Below are 23,250 nucleotides of genomic sequence, written 5' to 3'. Positions count from 1 at the left end.
TAAATTCAGCTAGAAACCTAGTTCTAAGCTAAGAATCTGATTATTCAGCAGATTCGATGCTTACGAATTTACGGTTTTTAGGACCTTTCACTTCAAACTTAACTTTACCGTCAGTTAGAGCGAATAGAGTGTGGTCTTTACCAAGGCCTACATTGTTACCAGCGTGGAACTTAGTACCACGTTGACGAACGATGATGTTACCTGCAAGAACAGATTCGCCACCGAAACGTTTAACACCTAGGCGTTTGCTTTCTGAATCGCGGCCGTTACGAGTAGAACCACCAGCTTTTTTGTGTGCCATTGTTAAGCTCTCCTAATTCGATTAAGCGTTGATTGCAGTGATTTTCACTTCAGTGAACCACTGACGGTGACCTTGCTGCTTACGAGAGTGCTTACGACGACGGAACTTAACGATTTTAACTTTATCGCCACGACCGTGTTGTACAACTTCAGCTACAACTTTGCCACCCTCAACAAGAGGTGCACCAACGTGAATGTTTTCACCGTTAGCAACAAGAAGAACTTTATCAAATTCTACAGTTGCGCCAGTTTCAACGTCTAATTTTTCTAAACGAAGAGTTTGACCTTCGCTTACACGGTGTTGTTTACCACCAGATTGGAAAACAGCGTACATATTTTACTCCGCTTTTTCCGCACAGCCTGCATACATAATGAGCTAGGGTGTGCGCTAAACTAATCATCAATAGGGCGCAGATTCTACAGAATGAATGCCACTATGACAAGCCATATTTTGAAAAAATTGGCGAAAAGCTAGTCGCCAATTAAAAGTGCCGAGATCATGCCCTTAAAGCATGTATTTATCAACGTTTTTTAGTGTATTATTCACTTAACAATTTAGATATAAATACCAGACAGGTTCTAACCTCAGCCGGAATTACAATGGATTTTAAAGCTATCCAAGCGCTTACTGCCGACGACATGGCAAAAGTGAACGAAACGATTCAAGCCCAGCTAAACTCTGATGTATCACTAATTAACCAACTTGGTTTCTATATCGTCAGTGGCGGCGGCAAACGCATACGCCCACTTTTAGCGGTACTGACAGCTCGTGCGCTTGGCTATCAAGGTAATGCTCACACGACCGCTGCAGCCTTTATTGAATTCATCCACACCGCAACCCTGTTGCACGATGATGTCGTGGATGAATCAGATATGCGTCGCGGCAAAGCGACCGCTAACGCCGCATTTGGTAATGCTGCCAGTGTATTAGTTGGTGACTTTATCTACACCCGCTCATTTCAAATGATGACTGAGCTTGGCTCTTTAAAGATTCTCAAGTTAATGAGTGATGCGGTTAACGTAATCGCTGAAGGTGAAGTGTTACAGCTAATGAACTGTAACGACCCAGATACCACCGAAGAAAGCTACATGCAGGTGATCTACTCTAAGACTGCGCGCTTATTCGAAGCAGCAACGCAAATCGGAGCGATTCTCACCGACTCTTCTGCCGAAGTTGAATTAGCCATGCAGAACTACGGTAAATACCTTGGTACCGCCTTCCAGTTAATTGACGACGTGATGGATTACACTGCAGACGGTGAAGAGATGGGTAAAAACGTTGGTGATGATCTTGCTGAAGGCAAACCAACCTTGCCATTGCTGCATGCAATGCAACATGGCAACGCAGAACAAGCAGCAATGATCCGTGAAGCGATCGAAAAAGCCAACGGCATGGATCGTTTAGAAGATATTTTGCAAGCCATGGATCAGACAGGATCTTTGGAATACACCCGCACGAAGGCTGTTGAAGAAGCTGATAAAGCGATTGCAGAGCTTGCGATCCTACCGGAATCTGAGTACAAACAAGCGCTGATCACACTCGCTCACTTGTCAGTACACCGCAGCAAGTAAGCACTCATTCAACTCATTAAAAAGGCAAGCCATTTGGCTTGCCTTTTCTCTATCTAATACACTTAGTAATATTTATCGCAACCTAGGTGCAACTGAGGATCATCAACGATTTCCTCAACACCTACCGCAAATTGCTCATGGCTCTGCTGATTTTCGATTAGCACCGATTGTGTCACTTCATCAATCACTAACACTTTGCCGCTACCCTGTGCACTCTCAACCAACATACCGCGTCTTAGCTCGGAAAGCTCCATATCGCACCTCCTTTGAAACCTCGAATTAAGTACGGCACGATTTTGAGCAAAGATCAAAAAAGCCGATATCACTATCGGCTTTGTCTTATTACTTAAATCACGTTGGATCTACTTCGCGAAATCAACGCCAACTTGAATGTCACCGCTTAGCGTTTCTAGCATGCCATCAAGCGCCGCTTTTTCATAAGCGCTTAGCTCACCATAGTTCAGAACTTCATCAACACCGTCTTTACCTAGCTTAACTGGCTGTGCAAAGAATGGTGCATGTTCACCAGCACCTTCTACGTAAGCACACTCAACCACACCTTCTTCACCTTGAAGGGCGCGAACCAGAGCAAGACCAAAGCGGCATGCAGCTTGACCCATAGAAAGTGTTGCAGAGCCACCACCCGCTTTCGCTTCAACAACTTCAGTGCCTGCGTTTTGAATACGCTTAGTTAATGCTTCTACTTCTTCAGCGGTAAATTCAACACCTTCAACTTGAGAAAGTAGTGGCAGGATAGTCACACCTGAGTGACCACCGATAACAGGCACTCGTACATCACCTGGATCTTTATCTTTTAGTTCTGCAACAAAGGTTTCTGAACGGATCACGTCAAGCGTGGTCACACCGAACAGCTTACGCTTGTCGTAAACACCCGCCTTTTTCAATACTTCAGCCGCGATTGGCACTGTAGTATTTACAGGGTTAGTAATGATACCGATGCAAGCAGTTGGACAAACAACCGCAATTTTTTCCGCTAGCGACTTAACAATACCAGCGTTTACATTGAAAAGATCAGCACGATCCATACCCGGCTTACGCGCAACACCTGCCGAGATAAGAACTACATCTGCGCCCTCAAGAGCTGGACTAGGATCTTCACCAGAGAAACCTTTGATCGAAACTGGTGTTGGGATATGGCTAAGATCCGCAGCAACACCCGGTGTCACTGGCGCGATATCGTAAAGAGCTAAATCTGAGCCTGCAGGAAGGCGATTTTTAAGTAGTAGGGCTAGGGCTTGACCGATGCCACCAGCGGCACCAATTACAGCTACTTTCATCGTAGTTCTCCTTGAGAGGTGATCTCTTCTATATTTTTGGTAGGGTATTTTGTAAACAGTTCTGACGTTCAAGCTATAGTATTTAACGTCCAATTACAATTATTTAACGTCAGCTTTGCGACGCCACGCAACTCAACTTTTTCGTGCTACAGCTAGCGGGCGATAATAGCACACTCATCCACATGATTTGCAAGGGTTTAACTAGCAATAGTGTCAATAATACCTGCCAGAAATAGCCCTTTTAAGCACACGAATTTTTACCCTTCAACTGGCAAAAAATGCATGTTTATGCGAGACTATGCACTTATCAGTATTGCGAGTCGAAAGAGAACTATGCGTCATACAGAAAAACAAGATAACCTCGTACGCGCTTTTAAAGCCCTACTAAAAGAAGAACGATTTGGTTCCCAAGGCGATATCGTCGAAGCACTAAAAAATGAAGGCTTCGAAAACATCAATCAATCTAAAGTATCGCGCATGCTAACCAAGTTCGGCGCCGTTCGAACACGCAACGCAAAAATGGAGATGGTTTACTGTCTACCAGCAGAACTTGGCGTACCAACCGTTTCAAGCTCATTGCGTGAGCTCGTGTTAGATATCGATTACAACGCCGCTTTGGTTGTTATTCACACCGGTCCTGGTGCCGCGCAGTTAATTGCTCGTCTGTTAGATTCATTAGGCAAATCGGAAGGTATTCTTGGTGTTGTAGCTGGTGACGATACTATTTTCATTACTCCGACGCTTTCAATCTCAACAGAACAGCTGTTCAAATCGGTCTGCGAACTATTCGAATACGCCGGTTAATCTCCTTTCAAAACAGAATATATTGCTAATCACACCTAACTTTAGGTGTGATTTGTTTCACAACTTAACCAAAACCCCCACCAAGATCTCATTTATCATAAATGTTTGACTAAAAAGAGATTTCCCTAGAAAAACAGAATAAAACACCATATTAATAACTAGTTGCTTTTGCTAAAAATTTTAACAATCGTGTAATTATCTATGGTTTTTTTGGTATTATTTGACAACTTTTTCACCAAATGGATTGAAAAAGATGCCGTTTCCAACATAGGAAACTCTTCTAGCAACTAGACTTGCTAGAGGATTAATAATGAATAAAGGAAGGAACATTCATGGCATTTAACAAACTTCTTCAAGCTGGTGCAATTGCCGCAGCGATTATGGGTGCTGGCTCTGTTAACGCACAAGAGTTTATTACCATTGGTACGGGTTCAGTAACTGGTGTTTACTACCCGACTGGTGGTGCAATTTGTAAACTGGTTAACAAAGGTCGTAAAGAACACAATATCCGTTGTTCAGTAGAATCAACCGGTGGTTCAATCTACAACGTGAACACTATTCGTGCCGGTGAGCTAGACTTCGGCATCGTGCAGTCTGACTGGCAATATCACGGCTATAACGGTACCAGCAAGTTCGCGGACCAAGGTCCTTACAAAGAGCTACGTGCGGTATTCTCCCTTCATACCGAACCATTTAACATCATCGCGCGCTCTGATTCAGGCATTGAGAATGTCGCAGATCTTGCAGGCAAGCGTGTCAACATCGGTAACCCAGGTTCTGGTGACCGCGCGACAATGGGCGTAGTAATGGATGCGATGGGCTGGACGAATGACAGCTTTAAGCTTGCTTCTGAGCTTAAAGGCTCTGAGCGTTCACAAGCACTATGTGACAACAAGATTGACGCGTTTGTTTATGTTGTGGGTCACCCAAATGGATCAATCAAAGAAGCAACCACTTCTTGTGATGCAAAACTGATCCCGGCAACTGGTGAAGTGATCGATAAGATCGTTGCAGATAACCCTTACTACGCGTTTAGCACAGTACCAGCAGGCATGTACCGCGGTACAGACAAAGATGTAAACAGTTTTGGTGTGGCAGCAACTATGGTCACCACTGCAAATGTATCGGATGACATTGCTTACAATGTTGCTAAAGCAGTATTTGAAAACTTCGACACATTCAAACGTCTACACCCAGCTTTTGCTAATCTGAAAAAAGAAGACATGGTACAAGCAGGTCTATCAATTCCTCTACACCCAGGTGCAGAGAAATACTACAAAGAAGTTGGTCTAATCAAGTAACCAACATCGGCAAGGAGGCTCGCCCTCCTTGCCCATAACCTCTGATTGAATAACCGATCTTTTGGGTTTCACATATGAAACTCCAGACTTATTACATTCAAAATTTGCCACGCTAAGCAAACTCAGTCACTACACTGATAACAGCGTAAGGTTCTACATCTAATAAAAACGAACCCAATATAACAAGGATAACCTCCATGACGCAGACTACTACACCATCGCAAGATGTGCAGGATATGGTAGCCCAAGCCGATACAGGGGCACGTTCACCGAAGGGGATTTCGGGACGTATTCTATGGTTTGTTCCGCTATGTTGGTCTCTATTCCAACTTTGGTACGCATCACCACTTCCGTTTATTTTTAATTTTGGCGTACTTAACGACACTGAAGCGCGTTCTATTCATCTCATGTTTGCGGTGTTTCTAGCGTTTACCGCCTACCCGGCAATGAAAAATTCACCCCGTGATCGCATTCCACTGCTTGATTGGGTATTAGCACTCGCGGGCAGTTTCTCTGCTGCCTATATCTACATCTTCTACACCGAACTCGCCGAGCGTTCAGGTGCGCCGACACAACCAGATATTGTGATGGCAGTGATTGGCATGCTGTTGCTTTTGGAGGCAACACGTCGCGCGTTAGGTCCACCACTGATGGTGGTCGCTGCAGTATTCTTACTGTATACCTTTGCCGGTCCTCACATGCCAGATGTAATTGCGCACAAAGGCGCAAGCCTCAACAAAGCCATGTCTCACCTATGGTTGACTACCGAAGGAGTGTTTGGCGTTGCACTGGGGGTTTCCACTTCGTTTGTCTTCTTATTTGTCCTCTTTGGTGCAATGCTAGAGCGAGCGGGCGCTGGTGCGTACTTTATTAAAGTTGCCTTTTCTATGCTCGGGCATATGAAAGGCGGCCCGGCAAAAGCGGCGGTTGTCGCGTCTGGCTTGTCCGGCTTAGTCTCTGGTTCTTCGATTGCTAACGTAGTAACAACCGGTACGTTTACCATTCCTTTAATGAAACGTGTTGGCTTCCCTGGCACCAAAGCTGGCGCAGTTGAAGTGGCAGCTTCCACCAATGGTCAGCTTACTCCACCAATTATGGGTGCAGCGGCTTTCTTAATGGTCGAGTATGTCGGCATTTCCTATGTTGAAGTAATTAAAGCTGCACTTTTACCTGCGCTTATCTCTTACATTGCACTGATTTACATTGTCCACCTTGAAGCATGTAAAGCAGGTATGACTGGCTTACCTCGCCGCCATAATCCAACGCTGCTACAAAATTTACTCTCATTTACTGGCACTATCTTGGGACTAGTCGTCACCAGTGCGGTGGTGTACTACGGTATTGGCTGGACTAAAGATGTGTTTGGCGATGCAGCAACACCAATTGTGACTGTCGCCCTATTTATCGCCTATCTTGCGCTACTGCGCGTGTCTGCTAAATACGCCGATGCGGGCAACATTGAAATTGATGCCGAGCTCACTGAAGTACCAGATCCCGGTCCTACGGTAAAATCTGGTCTGCACTACCTACTACCTATTGTGGTTTTGGTTTGGTGTTTAACGGTAGAGCGTTTCTCTCCGGGTCTGTCGGCATTCTGGGCAACCGTGTTTATGATCTTTATTTTGATCACTCAGCGCCCACTTATGGCTATGATGGCGAAAACCGGTGATGTGGCAGAGCAAACCAAACAAGGCTTTATTGATCTAGCTGAGAGCTTAGTGACTGGCGCGCGCAACATGATTGGTATTGGTGTGGCAACCGCGGCAGCTGGTACTGTGGTTGGTGTTGTGACCCTTACGGGTATCGGCTTAGTGATGACCGAATTCGTTGAGTTTATCTCAGGCGGTAACGTGATCCTAATGCTGCTGTTTACTGCGGTTATTAGCTTAATCTTAGGTATGGGCTTACCGACCACCGCAAACTACATCGTGGTATCGACGCTAATGGCGCCGGTTATTGTCACGCTGGGCGCTCAACACGGTTTAATCATTCCACTCATCGCTGTGCACCTCTTTGTGTTCTATTTCGGTATATTGGCAGACGATACCCCTCCAGTAGGTCTGGCTGCTTTTGCTGCGGCTGCGATTGCCAAATCCGATCCAATTCGCACCGGTATCCAAGGTTTTACTTACGATATCCGTACCGCGATTTTGCCATTCATGTTTATCTTCAATACCCAGTTATTAATGATGGGTATTGATAGTTGGTGGCACTTACTGCTGACGGTGATCTCTTCAATCATAGCAATGCTGCTCTTCTCTGCGGCGACGCAAGGTTGGTGGTTTACTCGTAATAAATGGTGGGAAACCATTCTGCTGTTAGCTTTGACCTTCTCATTCTTCCGCCCTGGTTTCTGGTGGGACATGATCTACCCAGCGAAAGTTTATTCGCCGGGTACCGAGATTGCGCAGATTGCCGAGCAACTCGATGTAGGGCAAACACTTGAATTGCGCGTCGCAGGCGAAACCTTAGCAGGCGATATGGTTGAAAAAACTGTGCGCCTACCATTTGAAGATGATGCAGTAGGTGCTGAAGAGCGCATAAGCTCAATGGGTCTGATGCTAACTGAAAATGAAGGCAAGATGATTGTCGATATGGTGGAGTTTGGCAGCCCAGCAGAAGCGTCTGGCATCGATTTTGATTGGCAAATTAAATCAGTGGTCCAAGACGCCGATCGACCAATGAAAGAGTGGGTATTCTTACCTTGTCTATTGATTGTCATCGCACTTGGTGCCAACCAGAAACGTCGTGCTCGTAAGGAATCGCTGAGCGCTTAAACCGATAGGCTCCAAGGATGGAGCCTTAAAGAGAGAAAGTGATGTATAAACAGATTCTTGTACCTGTCGATTTAAACGAAAATGGTTTTTCTGATCGCGCAATTGAAACTGCGATTTGGCATGCCAAGCAATCCAATGCTCAATTGCACTTATTGACGGTATTGCCTGGAATTCATATGCCGATGGTGGCAAGCTACTTCCCTAAAGATGCCGCCGAGGTGATGAGAAAAGATGTCGAGAAGCAGCTGGCAAAGTTTGCCGAGCAGCAAGTTGGCGATCAAGTAGCGTATAAAGTCCATATCGCTGAAGGTAAAGCTTACAAGACCATTTTAAAGTATGCCGACAAACTCGCGGCAGACTTGATCATTATGCCAAGCCATAAACGATCCAAATTGGATAAAGCCGTGTTAGGTTCTGTGGCAAGTAAAGTGGTTCAAGCTTCACAGGTCAACGTGTTGGTGATCAAACCACAGGGTTAATCTATTAGTGAATAGCTACTTATTTCAAACATAAAAGGCGCTCATTGAGCGCCTTTTGATAGGTATTAGCTATTAAATAAATGCAATTAAGCCATTATCTTTATCAAAACAAATCGACAATAATCAAATCATGGTCACCCACTAATGACATTGATTATGAAGAAGACACTTACTTTTGCCAGCATTCACTTTACTATCGCTTTTACCGTTGCATACCTATTAACTGGTGACATTTTGATTGGTAGTATGATTGCGATGCTTGAGCCAAGCGTAAACACGGTCGCCTTCTACTTCCATGAGTTAGTTTGGAACAAGACTCGCGCCTTGCAGAACTTAGCACGTAATCCAAAAATCAAAACAACCAGCTTTGCGGTGGTTCACTTCAGCGTTGCATTTGGTGTGGTATACCTACTGACTGGCGATGCCTTTGTCGGTGGTATCATGGCAGCGATTGAGCCAACCATTAATACTTGTGCTTATTACTTCCACGAAAAAGTGTGGTTACGTAAACAAGAGCGTGAATTCAATATCGCTTGTGCTCATTAATCTCAGAGCTACACCGGATAATGCTGAGCGCAAAGCTCTTCGCTCAGCCCGACTCGGTACTCTCGAGTCTGACCATCCAAACTCACTTGCAATGCATACAAATGTTGTGGGTTGGGCTGATTAACATCAAAGTAGATTGGCGCTTCGACTTGAAACAGTGCACTGGTATGGTTATTGCGCACATCAATAGGTAAATGGTAAGTCATACCATTGAACTTCACCGATGCAGAGACCAGACCTGCGGCATAAGTGGTGTAGTAAAGATCGACCTTAAACTCACAACCTCCCCCATGGTGCCAAATTTGCTCTGTCGCGACATAATCTAAGCGTACATGGCGGATAAACTGTAAATATGGCGCTTGCCAAACACCAATGCGCTCATCATATTTTGACTCTCCATCAGCGCACAAGCTACATACTTGCTCAACTTCATCTTCATCAATCAGCCAGTCGTCATCTTGATGAAGAAAAAGGATTTCAAAGCGGTTTCGTCCTAATTGCAGATAGGGGCGCACATCTTTCTTATAGATCGCTTGTGTGCCATCACAATCAAACACCGCTACGCCATTAACCCGCACCTCGGCATAGTAATCGACCCCGCCAATCACAAGGTCCACCGCCGGAAACGCCAACATCGCTTCATCAACTTCAATGTCGTGCATTAAATGCCACTCTTGCTCAGCAATAGCGGCTTCAGAGAGTGTATTTGGCAACACCTCACTGAGCGGTGCAGGGAAAGAAAGATCGTCTTGTGGGATAGAGAGATCGGTTAGCGGAGATAATTGCCACAGTCCGGCGAGAGAGAATTCCATGTTATACAAACTTGCGCTAGATCAATATTCGCTAGATTATAGTGAATACAAGTGGGTATAGATACCGCTTAGATACAAAAATACCAGCTTGATAAGCTGGTATTTGTAAAACAGTTTCTAATGCTAATCGCGCAGATTAGTAATCTTCGTCGTCTTCATCTTCTTCAGAGTACAGAGCGTCTTCGCCTTCGTAGTAAGTACCCCAACCATCGTAGATGATGTCGTATTTTTCAGCTAGGTGAACAAGTTTTTCAACTTGAGCATCGATCGCTTCTGCATTCAGTACAGATTCCATCGTTGCATCACAGCAAAGTAGCTTGTTGCCATCTTCGTCTTCAGTTTCTTCTGCTTCTAGCACTTCGAAACCCATTTTGAACGCTTCAACAACTGCTTTTTCTAGCGTGTCGAAGTCTTCAGCGAATAGATGGTGCTCGATCTCGTATAGCGCATCTGGATCACTGCCGTCTTCAAGCAATGCTTGGATAATATCGCGAGTCTCTTCCTTTTGAATCTCAATTAATTCTTCTACTGATAGATATTCATCTTCGTGAGACATAGTTGTGCTCCAGAGTGTGATAACAATATTGACGATTTCTCGCGACGAAATATCGCACGGTTCAACAAAAAATACTACCCAGAATCGCTGCTGGCGATGATCTTTCTTGCGATCTTAGCCTTAAATGGGCGATCTTGAATGCAAATACTCTAATTTAACCACTTTATCCTAGCTAAGCCGACTTCAGAACAAAGTATCGCCCGCTCAATTAGACCAATTTTACTAAAAGCGAGTGTTTATCAATGATAGACGCATAACTAAACGCTCACTAGATTATGCATAAACATGGACTTAATCAGCTGCTTTAACTGAATTGATGCATAGCTATATGTCATTGAGTGCCGAACAATGCAGTATCAATCAATTCAGCTAACGAATAGAAACTCGCAAATGAGAAATGTTACAAAAAGCGCCATAAAGTTTTATCCGCCAAAATAGCCAATTTTGCAGACAAAAAAATCACAAACCTACCAATAGGTAGAAGTTAAATCCATAAAACAAGCTTGCATCTTTTCATTAACATTGCCATAAATGTAGTAGAACTTAATGTAAGGATACAAAATGAGTAAGTTGTATGTAGGCTCAGAAGTTGGTCAGTTGAAGCGAGTGTTGCTCCACCGCCCAGAGCGTGCGCTCACCCACCTCACACCATCAAACTGTCACGAACTCTTGTTTGACGATGTACTTGCAGTGGATGCAGCGGGTGAAGAGCATGATATTTTTGCCAATACCCTCAGAGGACAAGACGTCGAAGTTTTGCTCCTTCACGATTTGTTAGTCGAAACGTTAGATGTACCAGAAGCTCGCGAATGGCTGCTCAACACCCAAATATCTGATTTTCGTTACGGTCCAATGTTTGCCCGTGATTTCCGTCATTACTTATCAGAAATGGACAACGAGCATTTAGCTTGTGTATTGCTTGGTGGCTTAGCCTATTCTGAGTTGCCGTTTAAGTCGGCTTCAATTTTGCCCAAGCTTAATCGCGCACTCGATTTTGCCATTGAACCGCTGCCTAACCACCTATTTACCCGTGATACTTCATGTTGGGTCTATGGTGGTGTTTCGCTCAATCCGATGATGATGCCTGCTCGCCAACGCGAAACCAACCATCTCCGTGCTATCTATCATTGGCATCCAACGTTTGCCGGACAAGATTTTATTAAATATTTTGGTAACGAAGACCTTCACTATGATAACGCCACCATAGAAGGTGGTGATGTGCTAGTGATTGGTAAAGGCGCGGTGTTGATCGGCATGTCTGAACGTACGACTTCACAAGGGATTGAAAACTTAGCCGCCTCGCTATTTAAACACGGTCAAGCCTCACAAGTCATCGTCACTGAGCTGCCAAAAAACCGTGCCTGCATGCACTTAGATACCGTGATGACCCATATGGATATCGATACCTTCTCGCTCTATCCAGAAATTGTCCGTAAGGATATGAACACCTGGTGTCTCACGCCGAAAAATGATCACCAAATGCATATCGAACAAACTAATAATCTGGTGGGTTCAATTGAAAAAGCGCTCGGTTTAGATGCACTGAAAATCATCACTACGGGTGGTGATAGCTATGAAGCAGAACGTGAACAGTGGAATGACGCCAACAATGTCCTTACCGTTAAACCAGGCGTGGTGATTGGCTATGAACGCAATGTCTATACCAATGAAAAATATGACAAAGCCGAAATCACCGTCTTACCTATTCCAGGTAACGAGCTCGGTCGCGGTCGCGGTGGCGCACGTTGTATGAGTTGCCCAATAGAGCGTGAGGGGATCTAAATAACGGTACGCAAAGCTCACGGATGCGGGAAAAATAAAGAATTAGTTATTTTTACTTTCCTAAAAACAACAAGGCTGACGTCATAGCGTCAGCCTTGTTTATTAATCAGAGCGAGATAGTTAAGACGCTCGCCTCCCAAATCTCTCAGCGAAGCGTTCCGTTATCCGTAGCGTAAGCGTTCGAAGTATCTATTACGCTACTCCGTACCACCTACTGTGATTGAGTCTAGTTTTAGTGTTGGTTGACCAACACCAACAGGCACGCTTTGACCCGCTTTACCACATACGCCAACGCCGCGATCAATGCTAAGATCATTACCGACCATCGACACTTGCTGCATCGCTTCAATGCCTGAGCCAATCAGCGTGGCACCTTTCACAGGGCGAGTGATCTTACCATCTTCAATTAAATAAGCTTCTGAAGTTGAGAACACAAACTTACCCGAAGTGATATCTACCTGACCGCCGCCAAAGTTTGGTGCATAGAGACCTTTTTTCACTGTAGAGATGATCTCTTCTGGTGTATGCTCACCCGGCAACATGTAAGTGTTGGTCATACGCGGCATTGGTAGGTGCGCGTATGACTCACGACGACCATTACCTGTTGGTGCAACACCCATTAGACGCGCATTCAATTTGTCTTGCATGTAGCCTTTTAGCACGCCGTTTTCAATCAGCGTGTTGTATTGACCTGCAACACCCTCGTCATCAACGTTTAGTGAGCCACGCAAATCAGTCAAGGTGCCGTCATCAACGATGGTGCAGTGTTTAGAAGTTACTTGCTCGCCAATACGACCGCTAAATACTGAAGACTCTTTACGGTTAAAATCACCTTCTAAGCCGTGCCCCACCGCTTCGTGCAGAAGAACACCCGGCCAGCCAGAGCCTAATACCACAGGCATGGTTCCCGCAGGCGCGGCATCTGCTTCTAAGTTCACTAGCGCCATACGAATCGCTTCATCGGCAAATTGATACGCCACTTGCTGACCTTGCTGCGAAGTGAGGAAGTAATCGTAAGTATAACGACCACCACCACCTGCACTACCGCGCTCACGGCGATCACCGCGCTGCGCTAGTACCGTAATTGAAAGACGAACCAACGGGCGAACATCGCCTGCGTAAGTGCCATCCGTCGCTGCAACCAGCATTTGCTCGTGCACACCACTTAGGCTGATTGAAACTTCTTGAATCAGAGGCTCTTTGGTACGAATGTAAGCATCCAACTCTTTCAACAGTGCGGTTTTCTGCTGTTTTTCCCACATTTCTAGTGGGTTAACCGCTGAGTAATACGCTTGGTTGTCAAAGCGCTTGAACGCTTGTACTTTGCCGTTTTGGCCTTGCTGCGCGATACCACGCGCGGCAATAGCGCTTTGCTTAAGTCCTTCAAGCTGAATCTGATCCGAGTAAGCAAAACCAGTTTTCTCACCGGTAATAGCACGCACACCAAGACCGCAATCGATGTTAAATGAGCCATCTTTAATGATGCTATCTTCTAAAACCAGTGACTCATGCCAGCTGGATTGGAAATAGATATCAGCGTAGTCAATCTGGCGAGTCGCGATGCTTTCCAGCGTGCTCGCGATATCCTGCTCAGTTAAACCAGCAGGTTTTAGTAGGGCTTCTTCTACGTGATTAATTGTCATATTTTGCTCTTAAATTTTAATTCGATTATCAAAGCGGTTGTGCTGCATGACTGGCATGGTCGCTCTGATCTCAGCTACTGCTTGCAAATCTATTTCTACTAATAAATTACCCACTGCGCCATCTAAACTGGCGAAGACTTCACCCCAAGGTGAAACAACCATGGAGTGACCCCAAGTTTGTCGTCCACCTTGATGAACGCCAGTCTGATTGACCGCAACAATCCAAGACTGGGTTTCAATCGCGCGAGCAGTCAAAAGTGGCTGCCAATGAGCTTGTCCTGTTACGGCAGTAAACGCTGCTGGTACCACAATAATATTCGCTCCGCGCCGAGCCAACTCACTATATAACTGTGGAAAACGCACATCATAGCAAATCGTCAGCCCTAAATGAGCGAAAGGTGTCTCTAAAGCAACAATCTCTTTGCCTGGGGTAAATGTCTCTGACTCACGATAACGCTGATGAGAGTCTGCGACATCAACATCAAACATATGCAGTTTGTCATAATGAGCGACCAACTCACCACCGCTATTAAAGACAAGGAGTGTAGTTGTCACCCCACTTTCTCGTCTAATAGGCATGCTCCCTACCAACAACCATACTTGGTAACGACGTGCCATTTCAGCTAAGCGCTGTTGAATGCTGCCACTCCCCAACCACTCAGCAACATGATGATAATCACTGCGTGAGCCAAACACGATGGCATTTTCAGGCGTAATCACCCAGCGAGCACCTTGTTCTGCCAACGCAGCCACTTGCTGCTCAATATACGCGAGATTCTCTTCAGGATTCGGACCTGAAGTCATTTGAATTAAGCCAACTCTATCCATGAGTTTTCTCCTTAATCAACCGCATCGAGTAGTTTCTTCGGTAACTTAAATTCACCTTTACTACGTGAAATTTCGCTCACCACCGGGGCATCGAGCGGACCTTTTACTTGGTAATCAACTTGGGTAAATACCTCAACCACAGGCGAAATTACCGTTGTGATTGCCAGTACATACAGCGCGGTTTGCGGTGCAACAGCAAAGGCGCTAAGAACCGGAATGCCTGAGGTAATATCAGGTACGAAGTTCACCTCTGCATCAACTGTGCGATTATTGAGGTTAGCCAAGCCTTTGATGTTCATCTCACCTGCGACAGCATCCATACGAATATCGTTGGTCAGGAAGATGCCATTTTTAATCTCACCACTACCTGTAATCGAGTTAAATGCCATTCCTTTATCAAATACATCACTAAAATCGAGCTGCATTTTGCGGATGATCGAATCCAAACTAAACAGCCCCAGCAACCTTGCTGCACCACTCACATCTGAAATCAGACCTTTACCCAACTTGGTATCAACATTACCAGCTAGGCTGCTAACACGCATTCCCCAAGGAGCACCGTCCCATTTAAGTGTGGCACGAATATCAAATGGTGCCTTCTGAATTCCAGAAGTCACACCAAAACGCTCCATGACCTCACTGTTATTTTCACCAGAGATAGCCAATTGCATATTGGTCAAACTCTTATCGCCATCAAGTACCCAGCTACCATTCACTGTCACTTGGCTACTGCCGCTCTTCAATGAAAGATCATGCCACTCCAAGCTATTACCTTGGCGCTGTAGATCCAAATGAGCTTGACCCAACTTGTAACCTTGTACCCACAAATCATCAATCGCTAAGGTTATGTTGGGAAGCAACTGATGTAACTTACGATCAAACTCAGAAACCAAAGGTAAACTTGGATCTTCAGCTTCAAATAACGTTCGCCTTTGCACTTCTTCTCCCTCTAACTCAGGGAAAAACAGATGCAGATGATCCAACTTGACTGACAAGTCATAAGGATCGATATAACTCGCCTCACCTTGGGCTTGCTGGCTTTCTAAGCTCATATGCCAACCAAGATTCTTGCGCTTAGCGGCAAAGTTGACATCATTCCACTCCATGCTCGCCAAGGTGAGATCATCGACATCAATATTGACTCTCTCTGGAGTTGGAATACTCGGTGTGTTGAGCTGTGCCAAAGCAGAAACTTGTTTTTTCTCTGGCGGGCTAAGAGCACTTAGCCAAGCATCAAGATCAAATTGCGCAGCACGAATTTGCAGATGATGACCAACAATTGGGCTTATCTTAAAGTTGCCCTTACCCAGCACTAAATTAGTCGCAGTCAGTAATGGCGTCTGTGGGCGAATATCAATTTCAGCCTGATACTTAAAGTCTGGCAATTGCAAACGCGCCGCAACGGTTTCTTGGTTACCAGATGCTTGTAATTTGGCTTTACCTCTTTTGCCAATCTCCCACGCCAACGGGTATGGGTAAGTACTTGCTAACATCTGCATATCTGCGCTGGCATCTATCTGATAGGTAAAGCCAATATCATTCAGTTGAATATCAACGTTGGTTTGCCAAGGCACATGACCAGAAATTGGTTTTAACCAATGTTCACCCACGTAAGGCGACAGTGGTTTCACGTTCCAGTCACCAACCACATCAACCCCAACGTTATAGCCTTGTTTGGAGCTTTCACCGTTAAAGTCGATCGAGACCGGTTGATTGAGTAGATGAGCAGACAAACCAGCTGCGCTAACTACATCATTATTAAATTCAATTCGCCCGGACACTTTATCGAGCTCCATCGGAGGCGCATCAATGATCACTTCATTGTTACTCAGCTCAGCGTAACCCCAAGCGCGAGTATCAAAATCATCAAATGGCACTTTTAGCTGGAAGTTAGAGGTGACCTTGCCGGAAACTTGTACCGCCGTCAGCGCGGCGCCGACCGAGTCGACCAAAGGAGAAGCCGTCATATAATCGCGAACTTTATCCCCCTCGCCGGCAACGGAAGCTTCAATTTCAATATGTCCATTTTCAGCAAGTTCAGGGATTCGCCCGGTAATACGGTCGGCTTTCACACCACGTAAAGTCGCACTGCGCGAGTCTAAGTACATTGCATCATTTTGAAACAGCAAATCAAGCTGCAGATCGGTGATCGCTGGCCAGGTGGTATCAAAACTAAAGGTACCGTCTTTTAATCCCACCCACGCTTGGAACATACCTTGATTGTTCTTATATGGGAAATCGCCCAGCTCGCCATACCAAAGCAGTTTGGCGGTGTCGACCTTACCGCCTTGAATCGCCGTCGAGAGGTAATCGGTCAGCTCTTGTCCTAAAGCTAACGTTGGCAAATAACGCCAGGTTTCGCCTGCGTTAAATAGATCGGCTTCAGCATAAAACGATAGAAATGGACTTTTATCCGTTGGGAAATCTAATCGAAAAGCTCCGAGCACCTGCAAATCTGGCGTCGCCGCCGTGACTTTATCAGCCCAGATTCGCCAGCCTTGCTCGCCCAAGTTTTGCCACACAATATCCACTTGCGCTTGTTTGATACGCAGTGGCGCTTGGAAGACGTCACCATAAGGTAAAACATCATCAATGAGCGACACTTTGGCATGCGCTTGGTGATAGTTACCACTAACTTGCGCCTCTAAATGATTTAGCCCTGGCAATAACTCCCATTGCTCAATTTTACCTTTGGCTAAGCGTGCAGAATAGGTTAACGACTCAAGCTCACTGCCCATTTGCAGGCGAATATCTTCCATGCGCCCACCAAGATCAAAGGTATGCAGTAGTTGGCTGACTTTATCTGACTTGGGCGCTAATTTTACTAATGGCGAAATAGCCTGAAGGTCGAGCTGAGATGCGTTCAATTGCCATTGGTCTGGCTGCCAGTTAAACGCAACATCTAACTCAGGCCACTGATAGTCATCAGTTCTCAACTTGAGTGAGTGAGCATTTACTTGCCAACCATCGCCTTGAGGTTCAAGCACAAACACACCCGACTCAAACATCAGCTCATGACGACCATTCTCTTGCCAAATCAGCTCTGAAGGTAATATTTCTAGGTAAGCGTTAACCGGCTTACTATGATTGAGCGTCACCCAAGTATTGAGACTTACCTCACCTCGCTCAATGCCAGTTTCTTCTTGTAGATATTCGGTTAACCATGGCGTTACTAGGATGTTTTCCGCTGATAGATAGAACTCACCAGACACATCAACGAGAGAGCCGTGGTCAACAAAATTTGCTCTGACATCTAGGGAGTTAAGTGTCGCTTCAGGTAACGAAACCTCACCTTCAGCCAAGTGATGACGTCCGTCGTTATTCCACTTTAATTGGGCAATATCCAGACGGCGCTCTTCACCATTTATGGAAGTGAAATGAACTTGAGAGTCCTTAAGAGAGAAATGGTCTAGCTGGCGCAGCAGCAATTTATCCAACTGCTGGACAACACTCTTCTGCGCACCTTGTGGTGCCAATTTTGGCGTTTGGTCGCGTGGCTGAATCCACTCAATGGAGCGAATATCAACATTAAGACCATGCACATTAAGATCCGCAACAACGGGCTCTAACTGAAGAATGGACTGAAATAGGTCAAACTCAACTTCAACCTTTTGCGCGGCAAAACCAATGCCACTTCCTTTTGGCGTATTTGCTCGTACATCTACGAGCGAAATGGAGGGATGGGTATTACGCCAAAAACCACTGATATTACCAATTTCGAATTCTAACCCTGTTCCTTGGTTCACCCAGGTTTGAATCTCTTTTTGAAAATGGTTTAACTGCGGTAAAGTGATACGCAGTGCGGTAACGGCAATGGCTAATATCACCATTGCCGTTAATAGCACCCACAAGACACTTTGGACAATTCGATTAAATGTCGAGCTCACGCATTGCCTACTACATCATTACAACGTCGAAGTGCTCTTGAATATAGAGCGGTTCTGATTGAATTTTTACTTGTTTACCAATAAAGACTTCAAGCTCAGCCAGAGCATGTGACTCATCACCTTGCAGCGTATCAGCAACTGCAGGAGACGCATACACCACAAAGTTATCCGCGTCATAAGCACGGTTAACGCGGGTGATCTCACGCAGAATTTCGTAGCAGACCGTCTCGACCGTTTTCACTCGTCCACGCCCTTCACATGTAGGACAAGTCGAGCAAAGCACATGTTCAATGCTTTCACGGGTGCGTTTACGCGTCATCTCAACCAAACCTAGGCTAGTAAAGCCATTGATATTGGTTTTCACGCGATCTTTGTCTAACGCATTTTCCAATGAGCCAACAACACGCTTGCGATGCTCTTCTGAGATCATATCGATAAAGTCGATAATGATAATACCGCCTAAGTTGCGCAGACGCAGTTGACGGGCAATCGCCTGGGTCGCTTCAATATTGGTATTAAAAATCGTCTCTTCCAGATTGCGACGCCCAACAAAAGCTCCAGTGTTGATATCTATCGTTGTCATCGCTTCTGTTTGATCGATGATCAGGTAGCCACCAGACTTGAGCTCAACTTTACGATCGAGTGAACGTTGAATCTCGTTCTCAGTATCGTACATGTCAAAAATCGGCTTATCACCTTCGTACAGCTCTAACTTCGCCGTCAGCTCGGGCACATACTCCGAAGTAAACTCTTTAAGGTTTTCAAACTCCAAGCGTGAATCGACCAAGATTTTCGTCAGCTCAGTACCAACAAAGTCACGTAAGATGCGTTGCGAAAGTCCAAGCTCACCATATAAGGTTGAACGCGTTTTGTACTTAGCGCGGCGCTCTTTCACTTTTGACCACAAACGTTTAAGAAACGCAGCATCTTGTGACAGCTCTTGCTCATCCGCGCCTTCTGCCGCGGTGCGAATAATAAAGCCGCCATCTTCATCACAGTAGTGTGCGACCACTTTTTTCAAGCGCTCACGTTCTTTCTCACTTTCAATTCGCTGCGAAACGCCCACATGGCTGGCGCCAGGCATAAAGACCAAGTAGCGAGAAGGCAGCGTAATATCCGTCGTGAGACGCGCACCTTTAGTCCCAAGTGGATCTTTCACCACCTGTACAACGATATCCTGTCCTTGGCGAACAAGCTCTGAAATATCGCGCACTTGGAATTGTTGCTTCTCATTTTCCGCTACGCACTCGGTATGAGGAACAATATCTGACGCATGAAGAAATGCCGCTTTATCTAAGCCAATATCGACAAAGGCCGCTTGCATGCCAGGCAGCACTCGGCTGACCTTGCCTTTATAAATGTTTCCCACAATGCCACGTTTTGCTTCACGCTCAACATGAACCTCTTGTAGGACCCCCTCTTCGATCATCGCCACACGCGTTTCGCTTGGGGTTACGTTGATCAACAACTCTGCACTCATGAGCGCACCTCAAATTTGAATTATAAAAATTTGTGCAAGAGCTGGTCAGTTTCAAATAATGGCAAGCCAACGACAGCATGATAGCTGCCCTCTAAGCGGGTGACAAAGCGCCCTCCAATACCTTGGATTGCATAACTGCCAGCTTTATCGCATGGTTCACCTGATTGCCAATATTGTTCGATTTCTTGCTCTGACAATGGCTTGAACCATACATCGGTAGTCACAACTACCGTCTCTTGTCTCTGTTTGTTTGCTACCGTTACCGCGGTCATCACTTGATGCGCGCGCCCCGATAGCTGCATTAGCATTTGTCTCGCGTGCTGATAATCAACCGGCTTCTCTAACACGGCTTGCTCACAGACCACAATGGTATCTGAACCAATCACAATTGAGCTTGGCTCCAGTGCAATGCCTGCTAGCGCTTTATCTTGAGATAAGCGAGAGACGTACTGATAAGGCGTTTCGTCACTGCGACGCATCTCTTCAACGTCAGTACGTATCACGGAAAACTGATACCCAAGCTGCTCAAGTAGCTCTTTGCGTCTTGGCGAGCCTGATGCCAATAGTATAGAAGCTTGCATCGCTACCTCACGTGCCAATGACGTCTCACACGTCGCATTAGCAAAAACATCCATGGCCAAAGAATACAGTTTATCAAACCCGCCCATAAAGACATGGGATTAAACGCGATATCTTGAATTAAGTATTCACCAAAGAAGATCATCACATCCAATGCAATCGAAAGTAAGCCGATCACTAGTGCCTGCTGCCATAACGCCATATTACGCAGCACCAAGAAATTTAACGCGACAATGTAGATCAATATCGACATCATCATGCCACGAATACCAAGTGTCGACCCTAATAATAAGTCCCACAACAGACCTAGAATCAACGCCGAACCGACATTAACTCGATGTGGCAAAGCCAATACCCAGTAACACGTCACCAACAGCAACCACGACGGGCGCAAAATATCTAGCACGCCAGGCCAAGGAATGGTTTGCAAGGTCAGCGCAATCACAAATGAGGCAATGATGACCAGCTCACCTCTTAGATAACTATTCGACATCGCTGGTTACCTCTACCATATTGCTTGGTTCTGCTTGTTGTACTTTTTCTTGGCGAGAGTCGCTTGGCCAAATCAACAATAGATAACGTAGACGCTCGAAATCTACCACAGGATCCGCTTCAATGATGGCAAACTCGCGGTGACTATCGCGCTCAACTTTATCAATGTAAGCCACTGGATAACCTTCTGGATAGACACCACCTAGACCAGAAGTTACCAACAAATCACCTTCTTGGATGTCGGTACTAATCGGTATGTGATCAAGATGGATCGTATCAACTTTACTGTTACCCGAGGCAATTACACGAATATCGTTACGGATCACTTGCACAGGAATTGCACTGTTTGAATCGGTCAGAAGTAGCACTCGGCTATTATGAGCAGAAACAAAGGTGATTTGACCGACAATCCCTTTCTCATTAGCGACAGGTTGACCAACATACACCCCATCAATCTGACCTTTATCGATCACCACTTGGTGGCGATAAGGGGAGGTATCAACCGCCATAACTTCGGCAACGACTTTGCGCTCATCTCGAACAAAAGACGAACCCAGTAATTTACGCAGTCGTTGGTTCTCTTCTCGATATTGATCGAGAAGCAGTAAATCATTTTTAAGACGCAACACTTCGCGCTTTAAAGCACGGCTACTTTCAATTGCACTTTGACTGGTTGCGAATCGCTCGTATACACCATCAAACATCTCACGTGGCACATCGGCAAGATATTGGATTGGGGCGACAACACTATTCAATAGGTAGCGCACTTGAGCGAAAGCACCTAAACGACTATCAGCCAGCATGAGGCTGGCTGATAAGATCACGGCGAAAAATAAGCGTAATTGAAGTGAAGGTCCTCGGCCAAAAATCGGCTTCATTGATTCTGAGTTCCTCGTCTCTTTCAGAAATGCTCGGTACCCAGACCGAGCATCAGCGATTACTCTTCGCTAAATAGATCGCCACCATGCATGTCGATCATTTCTAAAGCTTTACCACCACCACGAGCCACACACGTTAGTGGATCTTCAGCGATAACAACTGGAATGCCTGTTTCTTCCGTTAGCAAGCGATCCAGATCTTTCAGAAGTGCACCACCACCAGTTAGCACCATACCGTTTTCAGAGATATCTGACGCTAGTTCTGGCGGACATTGCTCAAGAGCAACCATCACAGCAGATACGATACCCGTTAGCGGTTCTTGCAGTGCTTCTAGGATTTCGTTTGAGTTTAGACTAAAGCTGCGCGGTACACCTTCAGCTAGGTTACGACCACGAACTTCAATTTCTTGAACTTCATCGCCAGGGTATGCTGAACCAATTTCGTGTTTGATCTTCTCTGCGGTCGCTTCACCGATCAAGCTGCCGTAGTTACGACGCACGTAGTTAATGATCGCTTCATCAAAGCGGTCGCCACCGATACGCACTGACGATGAGTAAACCACGCCATTTAGCGAGATAACAGCAACTTCAGTGGTACCACCACCGATATCAACTACCATTGAGCCCGTTGGCTCTGAAACGCGCAGACCGGCACCGATTGCTGCAGCCATAGGCTCATCAATCAAAAAGACTTCACGTGCACCTGCACCTAAAGCTGATTCACGAATCGCACGGCGCTCAACTTGAGTCGAACCACATGGCACACAAACCAATACGCGTGGGCTTGGTTTAAGAACGCTGTTGTCATGCACTTGCTTAATAAAGTGCTGCAGCATTTTTTCCGTGACATAAAAGTCGGCAATTACACCATCTTTCATTGGACGAATCGCAGAGATATTTCCCGGCGTACGACCTAGCATTTGCTTCGCTGCATGACCGACTGCCGCAACGCTTTTGCCTGCGCGGTTACGATCTTGTCGAATTGCTACTACTGATGGTTCGTCAAGGACAATGCCTTGACCTTTGACATAAATAAGGGTGTTGGCTGTACCTAAATCGATTGATAGGTCATTCGAAAAGATGCCACGAAGTTTTTTGAACATATTCTTCGTTCGTCCTGAAAGAATTAGAAGATAAAAAATTGGTCTAAATGTACCAATGCCTCGCCATCACAGCAAGGCATTGTCTTAGAAAGATGGAGTGAAACACGCAATTTCTAACAGTTTCCTTACGTAA

The 23,250-nt window shown here is 45.6% G+C and carries 21 protein-coding genes; 7 read left to right on the top strand and 14 right to left on the bottom strand.

Going from position 1 to position 23,250, the window contains the following annotated elements; genetic code table 11:
• Positions 1–40: 40 nt before the first annotated feature.
• The gene (gene rpmA, locus DPF93_RS09055) at positions 41–301 is read right to left on the bottom strand and encodes a 50S ribosomal protein L27 (RefSeq protein ID WP_027251812.1); all 261 of its coding nucleotides are present in this window, start codon (positions 299–301) and stop codon (positions 41–43) included.
• 21 nt (positions 302–322) lie between these two features.
• Complete coding sequence (gene rplU / locus DPF93_RS09050) at positions 323–634, bottom strand: 50S ribosomal protein L21 (protein ID WP_075649412.1); 312 nt, start codon at positions 632–634, stop codon at positions 323–325.
• Between the two features lie 266 nt (positions 635–900).
• Here rplU and ispB point away from each other — a divergent pair, with 266 nt between their 5' ends.
• Positions 901–1,872 carry an octaprenyl diphosphate synthase gene (gene ispB, locus DPF93_RS09045; protein ID WP_114765879.1) on the top strand — a complete coding sequence of 324 codons (972 nt, stop codon included), beginning with the start codon at positions 901–903 and terminating at the stop codon, positions 1,870–1,872.
• 62 nt (positions 1,873–1,934) lie between these two features.
• Here ispB and DPF93_RS09040 read toward each other — a convergent pair whose 3' ends face one another.
• Together DPF93_RS09040 and mdh are read right to left on the bottom strand one after the other, a co-directional pair.
• Positions 1,935–2,126 carry a hypothetical protein gene (locus DPF93_RS09040; RefSeq protein ID WP_075649414.1) on the bottom strand — a complete coding sequence of 64 codons (192 nt, stop codon included), beginning with the start codon at positions 2,124–2,126 and terminating at the stop codon, positions 1,935–1,937.
• Between the two features lie 108 nt (positions 2,127–2,234).
• On the bottom strand, positions 2,235–3,170 hold the full coding sequence (gene mdh / locus DPF93_RS09035; RefSeq protein ID WP_114765878.1) for a malate dehydrogenase: 936 nt from the start codon (positions 3,168–3,170) through the stop codon (positions 2,235–2,237).
• A gap of 333 nt (positions 3,171–3,503) precedes the next feature.
• Here mdh and argR point away from each other — a divergent pair, with 333 nt between their 5' ends.
• The 5 genes from argR (at position 3,504) to DPF93_RS09010 (ending at position 9,077) form a co-directional block, all read left to right on the top strand.
• A complete protein-coding gene (gene argR, locus DPF93_RS09030; protein ID WP_114765877.1) occupies positions 3,504–3,974 on the top strand; it encodes a transcriptional regulator ArgR in 471 nt (156 codons plus the stop codon).
• A gap of 332 nt (positions 3,975–4,306) precedes the next feature.
• Complete coding sequence (locus DPF93_RS09025; RefSeq protein WP_114765876.1) at positions 4,307–5,275, top strand: TAXI family TRAP transporter solute-binding subunit; 969 nt, start codon at positions 4,307–4,309, stop codon at positions 5,273–5,275.
• 197 nt (positions 5,276–5,472) lie between these two features.
• Positions 5,473–8,052, top strand: a complete 2,580-nt coding sequence (locus DPF93_RS09020) for a TRAP transporter permease (protein WP_114765875.1) — start codon at positions 5,473–5,475, stop codon at positions 8,050–8,052.
• Between the two features lie 41 nt (positions 8,053–8,093).
• The gene (locus tag DPF93_RS09015; RefSeq protein ID WP_114765874.1) at positions 8,094–8,531 is read left to right on the top strand and encodes a universal stress protein; all 438 of its coding nucleotides are present in this window, start codon (positions 8,094–8,096) and stop codon (positions 8,529–8,531) included.
• A 156-nt stretch (positions 8,532–8,687) separates the two neighbouring features.
• Positions 8,688–9,077, top strand: coding sequence for a DUF2061 domain-containing protein (locus DPF93_RS09010; RefSeq protein ID WP_075649420.1), 390 nt, complete (start codon positions 8,688–8,690; stop codon positions 9,075–9,077).
• Positions 9,078–9,085: 8 nt separating this feature from the next.
• Here the strand turns inward: DPF93_RS09010 and DPF93_RS09005 are convergent, their stop codons facing one another.
• Both DPF93_RS09005 and rraB read right to left on the bottom strand, forming a co-directional pair.
• Positions 9,086–9,889: a glycosyl hydrolase 2 galactose-binding domain-containing protein gene (locus DPF93_RS09005; RefSeq protein WP_114765873.1), complete on the bottom strand. Its 804-nt coding sequence runs from the start codon at positions 9,887–9,889 to the stop codon at positions 9,086–9,088.
• Between the two features lie 136 nt (positions 9,890–10,025).
• Complete coding sequence (rraB, locus tag DPF93_RS09000) at positions 10,026–10,445, bottom strand: ribonuclease E inhibitor RraB (protein WP_075649422.1); 420 nt, start codon at positions 10,443–10,445, stop codon at positions 10,026–10,028.
• Positions 10,446–11,006: 561 nt separating this feature from the next.
• Between rraB and arcA the strand changes: the two genes are divergently transcribed.
• The gene (gene arcA, locus DPF93_RS08995; protein ID WP_114765872.1) at positions 11,007–12,227 is read left to right on the top strand and encodes an arginine deiminase; all 1,221 of its coding nucleotides are present in this window, start codon (positions 11,007–11,009) and stop codon (positions 12,225–12,227) included.
• Positions 12,228–12,424: 197 nt separating this feature from the next.
• Here arcA and tldD read toward each other — a convergent pair whose 3' ends face one another.
• The 8 genes from tldD to DPF93_RS08955 are packed head-to-tail and all read right to left on the bottom strand — an operon-like array spanning position 12,425 to position 23,117.
• Positions 12,425–13,870 carry a metalloprotease TldD gene (tldD, locus tag DPF93_RS08990; protein ID WP_114765871.1) on the bottom strand — a complete coding sequence of 482 codons (1,446 nt, stop codon included), beginning with the start codon at positions 13,868–13,870 and terminating at the stop codon, positions 12,425–12,427.
• Between the two features lie 9 nt (positions 13,871–13,879).
• A complete protein-coding gene (locus DPF93_RS08985) occupies positions 13,880–14,698 on the bottom strand; it encodes a carbon-nitrogen hydrolase family protein (RefSeq protein ID WP_114765870.1) in 819 nt (272 codons plus the stop codon).
• Between the two features lie 11 nt (positions 14,699–14,709).
• On the bottom strand, positions 14,710–18,585 hold the full coding sequence (locus DPF93_RS08980) for a YhdP family protein (protein WP_164675344.1): 3,876 nt from the start codon (positions 18,583–18,585) through the stop codon (positions 14,710–14,712).
• A gap of 10 nt (positions 18,586–18,595) precedes the next feature.
• Positions 18,596–20,065: a ribonuclease G gene (gene rng, locus DPF93_RS08975; RefSeq protein WP_114765868.1), complete on the bottom strand. Its 1,470-nt coding sequence runs from the start codon at positions 20,063–20,065 to the stop codon at positions 18,596–18,598.
• A 20-nt stretch (positions 20,066–20,085) separates the two neighbouring features.
• Positions 20,086–20,646, bottom strand: coding sequence for a Maf family protein (locus tag DPF93_RS08970; protein WP_114765867.1), 561 nt, complete (start codon positions 20,644–20,646; stop codon positions 20,086–20,088).
• A gap of 2 nt (positions 20,647–20,648) precedes the next feature.
• Positions 20,649–21,137, bottom strand: coding sequence for a rod shape-determining protein MreD (gene mreD / locus DPF93_RS08965; RefSeq protein ID WP_114765866.1), 489 nt, complete (start codon positions 21,135–21,137; stop codon positions 20,649–20,651).
• Positions 21,127–22,014 (bottom strand): rod shape-determining protein MreC, encoded by an 888-nt coding sequence (mreC, locus tag DPF93_RS08960; protein WP_114765865.1) that lies wholly within the window; start codon positions 22,012–22,014, stop codon positions 21,127–21,129. Before mreC ends, mreD begins: the two co-directional genes overlap by 11 nt.
• Before the next feature lie 59 nt (positions 22,015–22,073).
• Positions 22,074–23,117 (bottom strand): rod shape-determining protein, encoded by a 1,044-nt coding sequence (locus DPF93_RS08955; protein WP_114765864.1) that lies wholly within the window; start codon positions 23,115–23,117, stop codon positions 22,074–22,076.
• Positions 23,118–23,250: the final 133 nt, after the last annotated feature.

Origin of the sequence: Vibrio rhodolitus, assembly GCF_003350325.1 — a bacterium.
Taxonomy (GTDB): Bacteria; Pseudomonadota; Gammaproteobacteria; order Enterobacterales; family Vibrionaceae; genus Vibrio; species Vibrio rhodolitus.
The sequence above is the reverse complement of the archived record's forward strand: the minus strand, read 5'-3'. Positions and strand labels throughout refer to the sequence as shown.

What these genes read in the sequence shown, in the direction of transcription:
- arcA (WP_114765872.1), top strand. Translation starts at nt 11,007, where the DNA reads ATGAGTAAGTTGTATGTAGGCTCAGAAGTTGGTCAGTTGAAGCGAGTG.
- mreC (WP_114765865.1), bottom strand. Translation starts at nt 22,014, where the DNA reads ATGAAGCCGATTTTTGGCCGAGGACCTTCACTTCAATTACGCTTATTT.
- DPF93_RS09005 (WP_114765873.1), bottom strand. Translation starts at nt 9,889, where the DNA reads ATGGAATTCTCTCTCGCCGGACTGTGGCAATTATCTCCGCTAACCGAT.
- argR (WP_114765877.1), top strand. Translation starts at nt 3,504, where the DNA reads ATGCGTCATACAGAAAAACAAGATAACCTCGTACGCGCTTTTAAAGCC.
- DPF93_RS09015 (WP_114765874.1), top strand. Translation starts at nt 8,094, where the DNA reads ATGTATAAACAGATTCTTGTACCTGTCGATTTAAACGAAAATGGTTTT.
- DPF93_RS09040 (WP_075649414.1), bottom strand. Translation starts at nt 2,126, where the DNA reads ATGGAGCTTTCCGAGCTAAGACGCGGTATGTTGGTTGAGAGTGCACAG.
- DPF93_RS08985 (WP_114765870.1), bottom strand. Translation starts at nt 14,698, where the DNA reads ATGGATAGAGTTGGCTTAATTCAAATGACTTCAGGTCCGAATCCTGAA.
- tldD (WP_114765871.1), bottom strand. Translation starts at nt 13,870, where the DNA reads ATGACAATTAATCACGTAGAAGAAGCCCTACTAAAACCTGCTGGTTTA.
- mreD (WP_114765866.1), bottom strand. Translation starts at nt 21,137, where the DNA reads ATGTCGAATAGTTATCTAAGAGGTGAGCTGGTCATCATTGCCTCATTT.
- DPF93_RS09020 (WP_114765875.1), top strand. Translation starts at nt 5,473, where the DNA reads ATGACGCAGACTACTACACCATCGCAAGATGTGCAGGATATGGTAGCC.
- DPF93_RS09010 (WP_075649420.1), top strand. Translation starts at nt 8,688, where the DNA reads ATGAAGAAGACACTTACTTTTGCCAGCATTCACTTTACTATCGCTTTT.
- DPF93_RS09025 (WP_114765876.1), top strand. Translation starts at nt 4,307, where the DNA reads ATGGCATTTAACAAACTTCTTCAAGCTGGTGCAATTGCCGCAGCGATT.
- rraB (WP_075649422.1), bottom strand. Translation starts at nt 10,445, where the DNA reads ATGTCTCACGAAGATGAATATCTATCAGTAGAAGAATTAATTGAGATT.
- rng (WP_114765868.1), bottom strand. Translation starts at nt 20,065, where the DNA reads ATGAGTGCAGAGTTGTTGATCAACGTAACCCCAAGCGAAACGCGTGTG.
- rpmA (WP_027251812.1), bottom strand. Translation starts at nt 301, where the DNA reads ATGGCACACAAAAAAGCTGGTGGTTCTACTCGTAACGGCCGCGATTCA.
- ispB (WP_114765879.1), top strand. Translation starts at nt 901, where the DNA reads ATGGATTTTAAAGCTATCCAAGCGCTTACTGCCGACGACATGGCAAAA.
- mdh (WP_114765878.1), bottom strand. Translation starts at nt 3,170, where the DNA reads ATGAAAGTAGCTGTAATTGGTGCCGCTGGTGGCATCGGTCAAGCCCTA.
- rplU (WP_075649412.1), bottom strand. Translation starts at nt 634, where the DNA reads ATGTACGCTGTTTTCCAATCTGGTGGTAAACAACACCGTGTAAGCGAA.
- DPF93_RS08955 (WP_114765864.1), bottom strand. Translation starts at nt 23,117, where the DNA reads ATGTTCAAAAAACTTCGTGGCATCTTTTCGAATGACCTATCAATCGAT.
- DPF93_RS08970 (WP_114765867.1), bottom strand. Translation starts at nt 20,646, where the DNA reads ATGCAAGCTTCTATACTATTGGCATCAGGCTCGCCAAGACGCAAAGAG.